This window comes from Bradyrhizobium rifense, from assembly GCF_008123425.1.
In the GTDB taxonomy this organism is placed as follows: Bacteria; Pseudomonadota; Alphaproteobacteria; order Rhizobiales; family Xanthobacteraceae; genus Bradyrhizobium; species Bradyrhizobium rifense.
Genome location: NZ_VSSS01000092.1, coordinates 15023 through 30369, shown reverse-complemented (window position 1 = coordinate 30369; position 15347 = coordinate 15023). Strand labels below are relative to the sequence as shown.

Sequence of the window (15347 nt, the reverse complement as noted above, 5' to 3'; positions counted from 1 at the left end):
TTGCATGTCGTCGGAGCATACATGCTGCATCACGCCCCGAGTATCCGGCCCATCGAAACAGCAACGATGGCGGCCGACGGCGACTAGATGGATTGGCTCTGTTGTCACTTGCGTGCGTTCGGATGGCCTCGCGCTGTCCGGCTATTGCCGACGATCACCATTTTCCAGGAAGCGATACCATGTCAGACATTGCGGTCTATCTGGTGCTGAGTGCGGCGGTTTTTGCCGGCGCGTTCGTGTCGGGCCTTTCCGGATTTGCTTTCTCGGCGGTCGCCGGCGCCATCCTGCTACACGTTTTTCCGCCCATGGAAGCTGTGCCGTTGATGATGGCTTGCAGCATCACCGTACAAGCGGCCAATCTGTTTGCGCTACGCAAAAGCATGCAATGGAAGACCAGCCTCGTTTTCATCGCTGGCGGACTATTGGGCATTCCGATCGCGATTTATCTGCTCCAGAATGTTGATACCGGGATCTTCAGACTGGGGTTTGGAATTCTCGTATCGCTCTACGCGGCCTATGCCTTGTTGCGGCCAACGGCTGCCTATTTGCGTCAGATGGACAGCCGAGGCAGCAACGCGCTGGTGGGGTTTGGTGGCGGACTGGTCGGCGGCTTGACCGCGATGCCTGGCGCGCTTCCTGCGATCTGGTGCGATTTCCATGGTCTCCCGAAAACCCAGCAGCGCGGCCTGGTTCAGCCCTATATCGGGGTCATGCAGCTTTTCGCCCTCGCTCTCATGCTTTCGCACCACAGCCTGTCGTTGAAGGTCCTGATCGACTTCGGCATTTCCTTGCCCGCCTTGGCTGCCGGAACGGCTGTCGGGATCGTCCTGTTCGGACGGATCAACGAAGCCGCCTTCAAACGGATCATCCTGGGCTTATTGCTGTTTTCGGGACTCTGCCTTGTGATCTAGGGCGGCGCGTCATGGTAAGCGAACGCAGTCTCTTGCGGGATTAGGCATGCAGCCTCCCTTGACCCGATCAGGCTTCTTGGATTGATTGGACTATCCGACGTCGCGGCGTCGTCACCAGACCGACGTCAGCAATTGTAAGCAGCTATGTATCTCGGCATCGATCTCGGCACCTCGGCGGTCAAGACCGTTCTCGTTGATGGCGCGCAGCGCGTGATTGCGAGCGAGAGCCGGGCCTTGACGATTGCATCGCCGCAGCCGGGCTATTTCGAGCAGGATCCCGCGCAGTGGCTCGAGGCGACCTTTGCCACTCTGGACGCCTTGAAGGCATCGCACGGAAAACAGCTGGCAGCGGTTGAAGGCATCGGGCTGTCCGGCCAGATGCATGGCGCCACGCTGCTCGATGCGAGCGACACGCCGTTGCGGCCTTGCATCCTGTGGAACGACGGACGGTCCGCCGCGGAGTGCCGTGTTCTAGAACAACGCTGGCCCGCCTTGCGTGCGACGACGGGCAACAAGGCGATGCCCGGCTTCACCGCGCCAAAACTGCTCTGGATCGCCGCGCACGAGCCCGAGATTTTTGCGGCGACGACACGCGTCCTGATGCCGAAGGCCTATCTGCGGCTGGTGCTGTCAGGCGAGGCGATCGAGGATGTCTCGGACGCGTCGGGATCACTATGGCTCGACGCGGCGGGCCGGGACTGGTCGGATGCGGCGCTGGCTGCGACCGGCCTGTCGCGCGCGCACATGCCGCGCCTGGTGGAGGGGTGCGCGCCCGCAGCCGCATTGCGGAGCGAACTGGCGCAGCGCTGGGGCATGGTTCGGCGGCCGATGATCGCGGGCGGCGCTGGCGACAATCCGGCTGGAGCCATCGGCATCGGCGCAATCAGGCCCGGAACCGCGTTCATCTCGCTGGGAACCTCAGGCGCCTTGCTGGCGCCGACCAGCCACATCGCCGCCAATCCGGACCGCGTGGTCCACACGTTCTGCCATGCCATCCCTGGAATGTGGATCCAGGCCGGCGCGATCCTCTCGGCGGCCTCGTGTCTGGCCTGGGCCGCGCGGTTGTTCGGCGTCACTGAAACCGAGCTGCTGGCGTCACTGGGCGCGCGCCCGCAGGCGCCGTCTCCTGTGAGCTTCCTGCCTTATCTCGCCGGCGAGCGGACACCGCATGACGACCCCGTCGTGCGCGGCATGCTCGACGGCTTGAGCCATGGCACCGACCGCATGGCGATCGTGCAGGCCGTGCTCGAGGGCGTCGCCTTCGCGCTCGCCGATTGCCGGGACGCGCTTGGCGACGCCGGCATTGCGGTGACGGAAGCCGATGTCATCGGCGGCGGATCGCGGTCCCGGTTCTGGCTGTCGGTGCTGGCCAATGTTCTCAATGTTCCGATCCATCGCTTTGCCGACGGTGAAACCGGCGCGGCGTTCGGTGCGGCGAGATTGGGGCGGCTTGCTGTCACCGGCGAGGCAATCCCCGCCGTCTGCACACCGCCCCAACGCGTCGAGACTTTCGAACCCGATCGCGCGCTGGTCGAATCCTATGCAGGGCGGCTTCCCGCCTGGCGCCAACTGTATCGGCCGCGCCACTAACTTCGCGTCACGTCCGCATTTCTGCCTGTTCGCTGTTGCCCTGTGCGACGGCCTTTTGTTTAATGGGTGAACCGCGCTTACAAAACGAGATGCGGACAGAAAACGCATTGTGCGCCGGGAGGCACGATGAACGATCCGATCCTCGAGATGCGGGGAGTTTCAAAATCCTTCTTCGCCATCAAGGCGCTGCGCGCGGTTGATCTCACCGTCTATGCCGGCGAGATTCATGCCTTGATGGGTGAGAACGGTGCCGGCAAATCGACGCTGATGAAAATCCTGTCGGGTGCCTACCGGCCCGATCCCGGCGGCGAGATCCGCATCGAGGGCAAGCCGGCGCGCATCGAAGGCCCGCTTGGCGGCCGTGCGGCGGGCATCTCGATCATCTACCAGGAACTGTCTTTGGCCCCCAATTTGAGCGTTGCGGAGAATATTTATCTCGGCCGCGAGCTCTCGCGTTCAGGTTTGCTGGCGCGCGGCACCATGCGCGAGGGCGTCGGCCCGATCCTGGAGCGGCTGGGGGCGGACTTCCTGCCGTCGACATTGGTTGCGCATCTCTCCATGGGCCAGCGCCAGCTCGTCGAGATCGCGCGTGCGCTGCACGCGCGCTCGAAAATCCTGATCATGGACGAGCCGACCACCGCGCTGTCAGCCGGCGAAAGCGAGCGGCTGTTTGCGCTGATCCGTCAGCTCCGTGCCGAGGGGCTTGCCATCATTTACATCTCGCACCGCATGGACGAGGTCTATGCGCTCGGTGACCGCGTCACCGTGCTGCGCGACGGCCGCCTGGTCGGCTCGCTCGACAAGCAGGACATCCGCGCCGACGCCATCGTTCGCATGATGGTCGGGCGCGACGTCTCCTCCTTCTACAAGAAAGATCATGATCCCGAGGCCGGGAAAGGGCACCCCGTGCTCAGCGCTAGCGACATGGCCGACGGGCTGCGCGTCAAGGGTTGCTCGCTTACCGTGCATGCGGGCGAGGTGGTGGGGCTTGCCGGCCTGATCGGCGCTGGCCGCACCGAGCTTGCGCATCTCATCATCGGCGCGGCGACGAAAATTTCGGGCCGTATCGAGCTCGAAGGCCAGCCAATCGAGATCCGCACGCCCGGCGAAGCGCTCGAGGCCGGCATCGCCTATCTGACGGAAGACAGGAAGGCGCTTGGCCTGTTCCTGGACATGTCGTGTCTGGACAACATCAATCTCGCCGTGCTCGGACGCGATGCCAAGCTCGGCTGTTTCCTGGATCGCGACAAGGCGCGCGAGCGTGCCGACAGGGCCTTCACAGGGCTCAGCATCCGTGCCGCTAATGTTGGTGTCCCCGCGGGTGGCTTGTCCGGCGGCAACCAGCAAAAGGTGCTGTTGTCGCGGCTGCTCGCCATCGCGCCAAAAGTGCTGATCCTCGACGAGCCGACGCGCGGCGTTGACGTCGGCGCCAAGTCGGAGATCTATTCCATCATCGACAATCTCGCCAAGACCGGCACCGCGATCCTCGTCATTTCGTCCGATCTGCCTGAAATCATCGGTATCTGTGATCGCGTCCTCGTGATGCGGTCGGGGCATATCGCGGGCGAGGTCAGGCGAACCGAGACGGCGCCTTTGACTCAGGAAGACATTATGGGCCTCGCCACGGGGACGGAGCATCTCGATGCCTGACAGCGGATCGACGCAGGCGAAAGCCGCCACGGCAAACGGCTTGGCCGCCGCGCAGGAGACCAAGCGCCAGCGCATCAGGCTCCTGATCCGCGCGGCCGGCATGCTGCCGGTACTGCTGCTGCTCTGCATCGGCTTTCACTATTTGTCGGAGGGCCGTTTCTTCACTGGCCAAAATCTCGGCATCGTCCTGCAACAGGCCGCCGTCAACACCGTGCTGGCCGCTGGCATGACCTTCGTCATTCTCACCGGCGGCATCGATCTCTCGGTCGGCTCGATCCTGGCGGCATCGGCGATGGCGGGCCTGACGATGTCCAAACTGCCCGAGCTGAGCGCACTGTGGCTGCCGGCCGCGGTTCTCACCGGCCTCGGCTTCGGAATCGTCAATGGCGCGCTGATCGCGCTGCTGCGCTTGCCACCCTTCATCGTCACGCTGGGCTCGCTGACTGCCGTGCGCGGTCTGGCGCGGCTGCTCGGCGCCGACACCACGGTGTTCAATCCATCCATTCCCTACGCCTTCATCGGCAACGGATCGCTGACGCTCGTGCCCGGCGTGGCGTCGATCCCATGGCTCTCGGTGATTGCTCTGCTCGTCATCCTGGTCTCTTGGCTGGTGCTGCGCCGGACCGTGCTCGGCGTGCATATCTATGCGGTGGGCGGCAATGAGAGTGCGGCACGGCTTGCCGGCATCAAGGTCTGGGCCGTCGTGATCTTCGTCTATGGCGTGTCGGGATTGTTGGCCGGGTTGGGCGGCGCCATGCAGGCAGCGAGGCTCTACGCGGCCAACGGTCTGCAGCTCGGGCAAAGCTACGAGCTCGACGCCATCACCGCAGTCATTCTCGGCGGCACGTCCTTTGTCGGCGGCATCGGCTCGATCTGGGGGACGCTGGTCGGCGCGCTGATCATCGCCGTGCTCTCGAATGGCCTGATCCTGACAGGCGTCTCCGACATCTGGCAATATGTGATCAAGGGTCTGGTGATCATCGGCGCCGTGGCGCTGGATCGCTATCGGCTGCAAGGCTCCGCCAGAACGTAAGGGATGGGGCGCGATACGAGATTCCGTTACGGCAACTGGTCTGCCGTGCCGGATTAAGGACAGACCAGGGAGGAAGCCAATGTTGAAGATGACCATGCTCGCCGGCGCCGCGATGGCGCTTGCCCTGACCACCGCGCCGTCCTCTGCCAAGGAGCTCAAGTCGATCGGCGTTTCGCTCGGTTCGATGGGCAACCCGTTCTTCGTCGCGCTGTCGAAAGGCGCCGAGTTCGAGGCCAAGAAGGCCAACCCCAATGTGAAGATCACCACCGTCGGCTTCGAATACGACCTCGGCAAGCAGGTTACCCAGATCGACAATTTCATAGCCGCCGGCGTCGACCTGATCCTGTTGAACCCCGGCGATCCCAAGGCGATCGGCCCGGCGATCAAGAAGGCGCAGGCGGCGGGTATCGTCGTCGTCGCAGTCGACACCGCGGCCGAAGGCGCCGATGCCACGGTGACCACGAACAACGTCCAGGCCGGCGAGATCTCATGCCAGTACATCGTCGACAAGCTGGGCGGCAAGGGCGATGTCATCATCGAGAATGGGCCGCAGGTCTCCGCCGTGATCGACCGTGTCACCGGCTGCAAGAACGTCTTCGCGAAGAATGCGGGGATCAAGGTGCTGTCCAGCGACCAGGACGCGAAGGGTTCGCGCGAGGGCGGCCTCACGGTCGGGCAGGGCTATCTGACCCGCTTCTCCAAGATCGACGCCATCTTCGCCATCAACGATCCGCAGGCGATCGGCACCGACCTTGCGGCGCGCCAGCAGAACCGTAGCGGCATCATCATCACCGCCGTCGACGGCGCTCCGGACATCGAGGCCTCGCTGAAGGATCCCGCTTCGCCGCAGATTCAGGCGTCAGCGTCGCAGGACCCGTTCTTCATGGCGCGGCGCGCCGTGCAGCTCGGCGTCGGCATTCTCAACGGGCAGAAGCCGGCCTCGACCGTCGAGCTGCTGCCGTCGAAGCTCGTGACCCGCGACAATATCGCGGAGTACAAGGGCTGGACCTCGGACCGCTCGCAGTAGCACGAGCTGCAAGGGGCGGTGATCTTCTGGCAAGATCGCCGCCCACTTACCCTCGCTGGCCCGCGATCTTCGGCACCGTCAGCGCCATTGGCACCGCAACGGCGAAAATCGCGGCTCCCATGATCCACACGAGCCCGGTCCAGCCTGGCCGCGACAGGGCGTAAATCCCGCCGAAGACGAGCGGGCCGAAGATGGCGGCGAGGCTGACGAAGCTTGCGACAACGCCCTGCAATTGGCCCTGGCGTTCGCCATCGACGGCCCTCGACTGGAGCGCGCGCAGTGCAGGCGCGCTGATGCCGCCGAACGCGATCAGCGGGATCAGCGCGAACGCGATCCAGCTCGCTTGCGCGAAGGCGAGCACGACGAGGGCGACGGCCTCGCAGGAGATGCCGAGCAGCAGCGTTCCGCGTTCGCCGAGCCATCCTGTCAGCGGCGCAATGGCGAAGGCCTGCACCAGGGCGACCAATGCGCCGAAGATGCCCAGCGAAATGCCGATATCGGTCGCGGTCCAGTGGAAGCGATCCGTGACGAAGAGCACCCAGACCGTGCTGTAGGTCTGGCCGACGAGACTGACGAGAAGAAACACGAGCAGCAGCGGGATCAGGGTGCGAAAGGTCATCGCCCAGCGCAGCGGGGCGAACGGGTCCAGCGTCCGCCATTCGAACGGCTTGCGCTCGGTGCGGTGCGTCTCCGGCAGAACGAACAGCGCAATCAGGACGTTCACGCTGCTCAATGCGGCAGCGGCAAGAAACGGGGCGCGCAGCGAGATGTCGCCGAGCATGCCGCCGACGACAGGACCGATGACGAAGCCGGCGCCGAAGCAGGCGTGGAACAGGCCGAAGCGGCGGGCGCGCATCGCCTCCGGCGTGATGTCCGCGATGGTCGCGGTGATCATCGCCACGCCGGCTGCCGTCAGACCGGCGATGGTGCGGCTGACGAACAGGAGCCACAAATAGGGCGTGAAGGCCATGACCAGATAGTCGATGGTCGAGCCGGCAAGGGCGAGCAGCAGCACCAGCCGGCGGCCGAGCCGGTCCGACAGGACGCCGAGCACCGGCGTGACGACGAATTGCGTGAGTGCGTGTAGCGCCAGCAGCGTCCCGTAGAGCGCCGACACGTTGTCGGTGCTGGCCATGGCGCGCAGCAGATTTGGCAGCGTCGGAAAGATCAGTGCAATGCCTGATGCCTCGAGGGCGGCGCAGGCGAGGATGGCGACCAGCGGCCGGCTCATGAGATTCTGCGGCCTGTCAGTCAGCCGATACACCTTCCGCGAGAGCGGACGATGCAAGCGGTGGAGCCTCTGTCCAGCGGATGGCATCGGCAATATCAGATGCCGCCCATTTGGCGTGCGCTGCTTCCACCGCCCGAGCGACGGCCTCGTCATCTTCAGGCGCCATCGCGGTCAGGAGATCCGGGCGCTGGCGTTGCGCGATCGCGAGATAGGGATCGTTGGGGATCGGGTGCCAGAGCCAATAGGCCGCGGGCTGCTCTGCTGAGAAGCCATCGACGTGGGTCGCGATCTCTTGTGTGAGTTCGGACGCGGCGGCCTGGGCCGGCATCCAGGTCCGGTACTCGATCGGAGCGAGGATGTTCATCGAAAAGCCTGCCGCGTCGCGGCGTGAGGCAAAGCCGGGCAGAACCAGCGTGCCCGTCCGCGCATAGCGCGCCGGTCCGGGTGGATAGCGGAAGTCGGAATCGTGAGTCTTGACGGTGATGCCGGCGTATTTGGCGCTGGGGTAGACGTCCACCACCATGAAGACGACACCGTTGTTCTGAAGCACCCTGGAGATCTCGGCTCCGGTATTGCGTCTTGCAAACGCAATCGGTGTAGCCGCGGTCGCGCTCCGCCCCGCATAGATCCATCGTTCGGTCGGCGTTGGCTGGCGTCCGATCGAATAGACGAAGCCGACGTTGAAGCCACGATCCCTGAGGTGGGCCGCGAACAGTTCGAGACTGCCGATGTGGGGCACGGCAATGATGCAGCCATTGCGGGATTTCGAAAGCGCCCGCGCGAGACGATCGAGCGCCTTTTTCGGGATCCTGGCCTCACAGCCCATCGCCCTGTCGCGATCCTGCTGCAGATTGGCAAGGTCGAACAGGACGGTGACCCAGGCCGCCAATCCGTCGATCACATGATCGGGCGTCGCGGTGCCGCGGCGAATGATGCTCTGGCGCAGAAACATGTTGTTACCCATCGTGCTCGGGAGGCGCGCGATCACGCTTGCGATCTCGCGTGCAACATCGACCTGGCGTGCGACGGGGACGATGGGGGCCAGACCGTCGACGAGGTTCACGACGGCGGTCTGGATATCTCCGTGCTCACGGGGAAAGGGGCGCGGACTGGACTCGCGCCGTTCAGTGCCTGCTGCTGTTTCCCGGAACGTCACCTGAACCTCAAAACGCGTCAAATCATGCGGGAAAATCTCACCACACAAGTGTTACCAGCTTCTCAAGGTCTCCCTTGAGTCAGCGGCCGTGTCCTTGGTCCCTCGGGCCAAAATCCTCGAAAAAAGAACGGTGTAGCGCGGTAGTGGGTTGACCCCGGCGAACGATATGTCAGAGAGAGGGATGGGTTTCGGACTGAGCTGGAAGCCGGCGTCCCGCCGGGGCATTTTGGGAGCAGTTGCGGATATGGCTGAGCGGGTCGCTCTCATCACCGGCGTGACCGGCCAGGACGGCGCCTATCTTGCCGAACATCTGCTGTCGCTCGGCTATGTCGTGCACGGCATCAAGCGGCGCTCATCCTCGTTCAACACCGCACGCGTCGACCATCTCTACCAGGATCCGCATGTCGGCGACGTGCCGTTCCTGATGCATTACGGCGACATGACGGATTCGACCAATCTGATCCGCCTGGTGCAGCAGATCCGGCCGACCGAGATCTACAATCTCGCCGCCCAAAGCCACGTCGCCGTCAGCTTCGAAAGCCCCGAATACACCGCCAACGCCGACGCCATCGGCGTGCTGCGCCTCCTGGAAGCGATCCGTATCCTCGGCATGGAGAAGGAGACGCGGTTCTACCAGGCCTCGACCTCCGAGCTTTACGGCCTGGTGCAGGAGGTCCCGCAGAAGGAGACCACACCGTTCTATCCGCGCTCGCCTTATGGCGTCGCGAAGCTCTACGGCTATTGGATCACGGTGAACTACCGCGAAGCCTATGGCATGTTCGCCTCGAACGGCATCCTGTTCAACCATGAGAGCCCGATCCGCGGCGAGACCTTCGTCACGCGCAAGATCACGCGCGGCGTGGCGCGCATCGAAGTCGGACTCGAGGAGACGCTCTATCTCGGCAATCTCGAGGCCAAGCGCGACTGGGGTCACGCCAGGGATTACATCGAAGGCATGCACATGATCCTGCAGGCCGACAAGCCCGACGATTTCGTGCTCGCCACCGGCGAGACGCGCTCGGTGCGCGAGATGGTCGAGCTGTCCTTTGCGCAGGTCGGCCGTCGTGTCGAATGGCGCGGCGCAGGCGTCGACGAGACCGGCATCGATGCCAAGAGCGGCAAGACGGTGGTGAAGATCGATCCGACCTATTTCCGTCCGACCGAGGTCGATCTGCTCATCGGTGATTCCAGCAAGGCACGAAAAGTGCTCGGCTGGAAGCCGAAGCGGACCTTTGCTCAGCTCGTCGAGGAGATGGTGGCGAGCGATCTGGCCGAGGCCAAACGGGACATTGCAAATGGCAAGCGCACCGTTTGAGCTGAAGGGCAAAAGCGTCTACGTCGCCGGCCATCGCGGCATGGTCGGCGCCGCGCTCGCGCGCCGGCTGGCGCGCGAGGATGTCAAGCTTGTCACGGTGGACCGGCGCGAGGTCGATCTCTGCAACCAGGCCGCGGTGTTCGACTGGTTCGCGAGGGCGCGGCCGCAGGTGATTTTCCTTGCCGCGGCAAAAGTCGGCGGCATCGTCGCCAACAACACGCTGCGCGCCGAATTCATCTACGACAACATCGCGATCGCCGCGAACGTGATCCAGGCCGCGCATGTGAACCGCGCCGAGAAGCTGATGTTCCTCGGCTCGTCCTGCATCTATCCGAAGCTCGCACCGCAGCCCTTGCGCGAGGACACCGTGCTGACTGGCCCGCTGGAGCCGACCAACGAGCCTTATGCGATTGCCAAGATTGCCGGCATCAAGATGGCGGAGGCCTATCGCAGCCAGTATGGCTCTGACTTCATCAGCGTGATGCCGACCAATCTCTACGGTCCCGGTGATAATTATCACCCCGAGCTGAGCCACGTCGTCGCAGCGCTGATCCGCCGCTTTCACGAGGCGAAACTGGCGGGCGCGAAGAATGTGGTTGTCTGGGGCACCGGAACGCCGCGGCGCGAGTTCCTCTATGTCGACGACATGGCCGATGCCTGCGTGCACCTGATGAAGACGTATTCTGGTGCGGACCTGATCAACATCGGCACCGGCGAGGACATCGCCATCACTGAGTTCGCCCGCGTGGTCGCCGGGATCGTCGGTTACCGCGGCGAGATCAGTTACGACACCTCGCGCCCCGACGGCACGCCGCGCAAGCTGCTCGATATCGGGCGCTTGGAAAAGCTCGGCTGGCGCGCGACGACGTCGCTCGAGGATGGCCTGAAGCGCGCCTATGCGGCGTATCAGGCTGCGGCGTCGGTTCCCGCGCAATAGTCCTCACACGATCAGCCGTCCGTGCCGCTTGGCGATTCCGATCGTGACCTCGGCGCCCGCGTTGAAATCGAGGCGGTCGGCTTCGACGCCGTCGCTGAAGATGACGCCGTTCTCCGCCATCAGTGAACGGATACGCAATTGCTCCTCAACCGCGAGCCGGCCGCAGACGAGACTGGTCTGTGAGTGGCGGCTGGGGAACGGCTCGCGCACCGCGAAGCGCAGTTCGGCCGCGTCCCAGGGCAGGGTCTCGTAACCACCCGGCAGGGGAGGCTGGCCATAGCTGCCGGCGATGGCAAGCGAGCCAGTGACGATGCTCTTGAACCAGGCGGTCGATCCGAGCCCGGTCGCGACGATTAATCCGCTCGATGATTGTCGTTCCGTCGTCCCGCCGGCCGCGATCTCGTAGATCGCCGAGACATGGGTGCGTGCGCCGATGAAGAGATCGTTCACGGCGTGAAGCACCTGGCCGTCGCGGAGCCGCGCTTCCGCCATGGTCACGGCCTGGCTGCTGCGCTTGTCGGCGGCGACCTCCGGCAGAAGTTTTGCGAGGTCGCGCGGTGCGAACGGAAGCAGGATGCCATCGTAACGCGCCGGGTCCGGGTTGAGCCCGATCAGCGGATGGTCGTCGAGATATTTCATCGTGTTGGCGACGAGGCCGTCCTGGCCGAGCGCGACCACGATGTCGTCAGGTGCGAAGATGAAGTTGGGCAGAAAGCCGCGCTCGATGACCTGATATCGCCCCCATTGCTCCAGCACCTGCAGCGTCGCATGCCGTTGCGCGTGATAGACCTCGTGCTCGCGCTCATAGTCGGAGAAATCGGCGCCGAGATGCTCGACATAGAAGCGCGCCTGTGCCGCGGTCAGGTAACGCGCGACCAGGTCCTCTAACCTGGTCTTGCGCGTCACCAGCACGATCTTGCGGTCATTGGCGGCGGGCATTGGCGGCCTCCGGCTTCTCCAGCAGCTGGCTGAGCAGGTCCGGCGAGACGTTGAGCTGGCCGATCTTCTCGGCCTTCTCGGCGATGCCGGAGAAGGCTTGCGCGATCAACTGGCTCGGTTGCATGCCGGCCGCGGCGAGCGCCTGGATCACGCGGGTATCGACGCCCTCAAAAATCTTCATCAGCGCGCCGACGCGATAGGCCTCGGCGTCGGCCAGCGTCCTGGTGTTCTCGGCGTTGAGGCCGACGAAGTCCTTACGCTTGCCTTCCAGCACGATGTCGGCGGCCATGCCGGCCTGGCGCAGCTCGTTGCGCTTGGCTGCCACGCTCGCCTCGGCATCCATCTGGGTCTCGCGGATCGACCGCTTCTTCTGCTCGACCGCGATCTCGGTGTCGAGCTCGCTCTCGCGAATTGCGCGCTCCTGCTCGACGGCGAAATTGCGCCGGGCGAAGATCGCCTCGTCTGCCGTCTTCAGGATCGCTTCGCGCGCCTGCGCCTCCAGCGCCTTTGCGGTATCGGGCGCCGGCTTGATGCCGCGGATCGACACGCCGAGGATTTCGAGGCCGAGGGCTTCGATGTCGGCGCGCCCGCGCAAGCCGCCCGCGATGATGTCGGCGATGTGGTCGGATGCCTGCAGCGCGTCCTTCAGCGTCAATTCCTTGATCGCCTGCTGCGCGAGCACCTCGACCGTGCCGAGAATACGCTCCGGCAGCTTTTCCGGATCGTCGGTCTCATAGGTCTTCCCGTCCGACTTCAGCGTGAAGTTGAGCATCGAGGCCGCCTTCTTCGGCTCGCTGACGCGATAGGTGACGTGGCCCTGCACGGTCAGCGTCTGAAAGTCGCGCGCGATCTGCTGGAAGATGAAGGAGGCATCGCGGCTGCCGACGGGCACGGCGACGAGCGTGGTGACCGGGCCGTAGTAGAACGTGGAGAGGCCGGTGCCCTCGGCGACGACTGCGCCGGCGCGGTACTTCATCAGATAGGTGGTGGGCTGCGCCTTGATGAACCTGAGGCCGAACATGGCTTACTCCTGTCGCTAGCTATAAGTTGGTCTGAACAACTAAATAAGTTGGACTGTACAACTAAGTGTGCTACTGTCAAGCCCGAACAGAGGAGATCGCCTATGGCGGGTGAGGCTCGGGCCGAAGGACTTGGAAAAGCAGGACAATTGGACTTCCCGCGACCCCTGACCACGGTCGACGTCGTGATCTTTGCGATTCTCGACGACAGGCTTGGGGTGTTGCTGGTGCAGCGTCCGGCCGGCGACGGTGAACCGTTTCCGCTAAGCTTGGCGCTGCCGGGCGGCTTCGTCGACGTCGCGAAAGACCGCGATCTTGCGGCCTGCGCGGCGCGCAAGCTGAAGGAGAAGACGGGGGTCACGAGCCCTTATCTCGAGCAGCTCGGAAGCTGGGGAAGCGCTGTGCGCGATCCGCGCGGCTGGTCGGCGACCCACGCCTATTTCGCGCTGATCCCGGAAGAGGCGGGCGTACTCACACCTGATGCGCGTTGGTTTCCGATTCGAGACGGCAGGCTAAAAGAAAGGCTCGCCTTCGATCACGGCGACATCCTCGCAACCGCGATCCAGCGCCTGCGCAACAAGGTGGAATATACCTCGCTGCCGGCTTACCTGATGCCTGCCGAGTTCACGCTACCGGATCTGCAGCGCGTCTACGAGATCGTGCTCGACCGTCCCCTCGAAAAGAGCGCCTTCCGTACCCGGATATTGTCGGCCGACATGATTGAGCCCGTCGCAAAGATGCGGCGCGGCCCGAACCGCCCGGCGCAGCTCTATCGCCTGAAGAAGGGCAGGGAGCCCGTGTATTTCGTGCGGACGTTCAATCCGCCGGAGTAAGTTTGCCGAGCCGCCGGTTCGCGCGCGACTGCGACCCGGGCGCTCCGGCGTAGATAACATCATGTTAGGTTTATCGCATAACTGGGTAATTGTGTTAGCCCGGCGAAAGCCTATTGTCGCGTCAATCAAACACCTATCGGCAGTGACAAACGCTTGCGGAAACCCGCACAGCGCGCGGAGAGTGCTGCCCAATTTCTCCAAGAAGCCCGCCAAGGGACCCCAAAAACCAAAGTGGAGGAATTTTGAGATGACCGCGATCCATCAGATGAGTCAGTCCAGGAAGGCCGCTGCGAGCGGCTGGATCGGGTCGGCTCTCGAATATTATGACTTCTTCATCTATGCGACCGCCGCGTCGCTGATCTTCCCGCAAATCTTCTTCCCGTCGGAGAATCCGACCGTCGCCATCGTCGCATCGCTGGCGACTTATGGCGTCGGCTATGTGGCTCGCCCCATCGGTGCCTTCGTCCTCGGACATTGGGGCGATACCCACGGCCGCAAGACCGTTCTCATCGTCTGCATGTTCCTGATGGGCATCTCGACCATGGCGGTCGGTATCCTGCCGACCTATCAGCAGGTCGGCATCCTGGCGCCGATCCTGCTCGTGATCCTGCGCCTCATCCAGGGCTTTGCGGTTGCCGGTGAAATCTCCGGCGCAAGCTCGATGATTTTGGAGCACGCGCCGTTCGGTCGGCGCGGCTTCTATGCGAGCTTCGCCCTTCAGGGCGTGCAGGCCGGGCAAATTCTCGCGGCAGCCGTCTTCCTGCCGCTGGCGGCCTACATGCCGAACGACGCGTTCAACAGCTGGGGCTGGCGGATTCCGTTCCTGCTCAGCTTCTTCGTCATTGTCGCCGGCTACATCATTCGTCGCGAAGTCGACGAGACCCCTGCCTTTGCCCGCGAGGGCGAGCGCGGAGAAACGCCGCGGGCGCCCATTGTTCAGGCCATCAAGCTGAGCTGGCGCGACATGCTCCGGGTCATCTGCATGGCGCTGATGAACGTCATTCCGGTTGTTGCGACCATCTTCGGTGCGGCCTACGCGGTGCAGCCCGCCTACGGCATCGGCTTTGCCAAGGACGTCTATCTCTGGATCCCGGTGCTCGGAAACATGCTGGCCGTGTTCGTCATTCCCTTCGTCGGCAATCTCTCCGACAAGGTTGGCCGCAAGCCTCCGATCATCGTGGGCGCGCTGCTGTCCGGCTTGCTCGCGTTCGGCTATCTCTACGCCATCAGCATCAAGAACGTGCCGCTGGCGATCCTGCTGTCGCTCCTGATGTGGGGCGTCGTCTATCAGGGCTACAACGCGATCTTCCCGAGCTTCTACCCGGAACTGTTTCCGACGCGCACCCGTGTGTCAGCGATGGCGATCTCGCAGAACATCGGAACCACGATCACAGCGTTGCTTCCGGCCCTGTTTGCGACCGTGGCGCCTCCCGGCTCGGCCAACATTCCCCTGACGGTCGGGGCGATCGCCTTCGGCATCACGGTGATTGCGGCGCTGGCGGCCGTCACGGCCCGTGAAACCTATCGGGTCAGTATCGACGATCTCGGCAATCCCAAGGCTGTTCCAATGGCGCGGGCCGATTACGATCGGCAGCGCGCTGAAGCGGCGAGTGGTGTGGCCGCAATTCCGACCTGATAAAAACGACTGAAGGCAATGCCGCTGCAATCGGTCGTGTTTGCAGCGGCAGGGCTTCACGCTTCTTGTC

The 15347-nt window shown here is 63.9% G+C and carries 13 protein-coding genes; 9 read left to right on the top strand and 4 right to left on the bottom strand.

What is annotated here, in order from left to right; translation table 11 throughout:
- The first annotated feature begins 179 nt into the window (after window positions 1–179).
- From FXB40_RS44965 to FXB40_RS44945, 5 genes are all read left to right on the top strand, one after another.
- The gene (locus tag FXB40_RS44965; protein WP_148778674.1) at window positions 180–911 is read left to right on the top strand and encodes a sulfite exporter TauE/SafE family protein; all 732 of its coding nucleotides are present in this window, start codon (window positions 180–182) and stop codon (window positions 909–911) included.
- 144 nt (window positions 912–1055) lie between these two features.
- Window positions 1056–2501 carry a xylulokinase gene (gene xylB / locus FXB40_RS44960; RefSeq protein WP_148778673.1) on the top strand — a complete coding sequence of 482 codons (1446 nt, stop codon included), beginning with the start codon at window positions 1056–1058 and terminating at the stop codon, window positions 2499–2501.
- Window positions 2502–2627: 126 nt separating this feature from the next.
- A complete protein-coding gene (locus tag FXB40_RS44955; protein ID WP_148778671.1) occupies window positions 2628–4151 on the top strand; it encodes a sugar ABC transporter ATP-binding protein in 1524 nt (507 codons plus the stop codon).
- A complete protein-coding gene (locus FXB40_RS44950; RefSeq protein ID WP_148778670.1) occupies window positions 4144–5184 on the top strand; it encodes an ABC transporter permease subunit in 1041 nt (346 codons plus the stop codon). Before FXB40_RS44955 ends, FXB40_RS44950 begins: the two co-directional genes overlap by 8 nt.
- Window positions 5185–5263: 79 nt before the next feature.
- Window positions 5264–6211 (top strand): ABC transporter substrate-binding protein, encoded by a 948-nt coding sequence (locus FXB40_RS44945; protein WP_148778669.1) that lies wholly within the window; start codon window positions 5264–5266, stop codon window positions 6209–6211.
- 46 nt (window positions 6212–6257) lie between these two features.
- Here FXB40_RS44945 and FXB40_RS44940 read toward each other — a convergent pair whose 3' ends face one another.
- The gene (locus FXB40_RS44940; RefSeq protein ID WP_148778668.1) at window positions 6258–7442 is read right to left on the bottom strand and encodes a TCR/Tet family MFS transporter; all 1185 of its coding nucleotides are present in this window, start codon (window positions 7440–7442) and stop codon (window positions 6258–6260) included.
- Between the two features lie 16 nt (window positions 7443–7458).
- Complete coding sequence (locus FXB40_RS44935; protein ID WP_148778667.1) at window positions 7459–8505, bottom strand: lysophospholipid acyltransferase family protein; 1047 nt, start codon at window positions 8503–8505, stop codon at window positions 7459–7461.
- A gap of 337 nt (window positions 8506–8842) precedes the next feature.
- On the opposite strand from FXB40_RS44935, the gene gmd reads away from it, so the two are divergent.
- Both gmd and FXB40_RS44925 read left to right on the top strand, forming a co-directional pair.
- The gene (gmd, locus tag FXB40_RS44930; protein ID WP_148778666.1) at window positions 8843–9913 is read left to right on the top strand and encodes a GDP-mannose 4,6-dehydratase; all 1071 of its coding nucleotides are present in this window, start codon (window positions 8843–8845) and stop codon (window positions 9911–9913) included.
- The gene (locus tag FXB40_RS44925; protein ID WP_148778664.1) at window positions 9894–10850 is read left to right on the top strand and encodes a GDP-L-fucose synthase family protein; all 957 of its coding nucleotides are present in this window, start codon (window positions 9894–9896) and stop codon (window positions 10848–10850) included. Before gmd ends, FXB40_RS44925 begins: the two co-directional genes overlap by 20 nt.
- 3 nt (window positions 10851–10853) lie before the next feature.
- On the opposite strand, the gene FXB40_RS44920 is transcribed toward FXB40_RS44925, so the two are convergent.
- Together FXB40_RS44920 and FXB40_RS44915 are read right to left on the bottom strand one after the other, a co-directional pair.
- Window positions 10854–11789, bottom strand: a complete 936-nt coding sequence (locus tag FXB40_RS44920) for a diacylglycerol kinase catalytic domain-containing protein (protein ID WP_148778663.1) — start codon at window positions 11787–11789, stop codon at window positions 10854–10856.
- The gene (locus FXB40_RS44915) at window positions 11773–12810 is read right to left on the bottom strand and encodes an SPFH domain-containing protein (RefSeq protein WP_148778662.1); all 1038 of its coding nucleotides are present in this window, start codon (window positions 12808–12810) and stop codon (window positions 11773–11775) included. The genes FXB40_RS44920 and FXB40_RS44915 overlap by 17 nt, the downstream gene beginning before the upstream one ends.
- Window positions 12811–12912: 102 nt before the next feature.
- Here FXB40_RS44915 and FXB40_RS44910 point away from each other — a divergent pair, with 102 nt between their 5' ends.
- A complete protein-coding gene (locus FXB40_RS44910) occupies window positions 12913–13641 on the top strand; it encodes an NUDIX hydrolase (protein ID WP_148778661.1) in 729 nt (242 codons plus the stop codon).
- 247 nt (window positions 13642–13888) lie between these two features.
- Window positions 13889–15277 (top strand): MFS transporter, encoded by a 1389-nt coding sequence (locus FXB40_RS44905; RefSeq protein ID WP_148778659.1) that lies wholly within the window; start codon window positions 13889–13891, stop codon window positions 15275–15277.
- Window positions 15278–15347 lie beyond the last annotated feature (70 nt).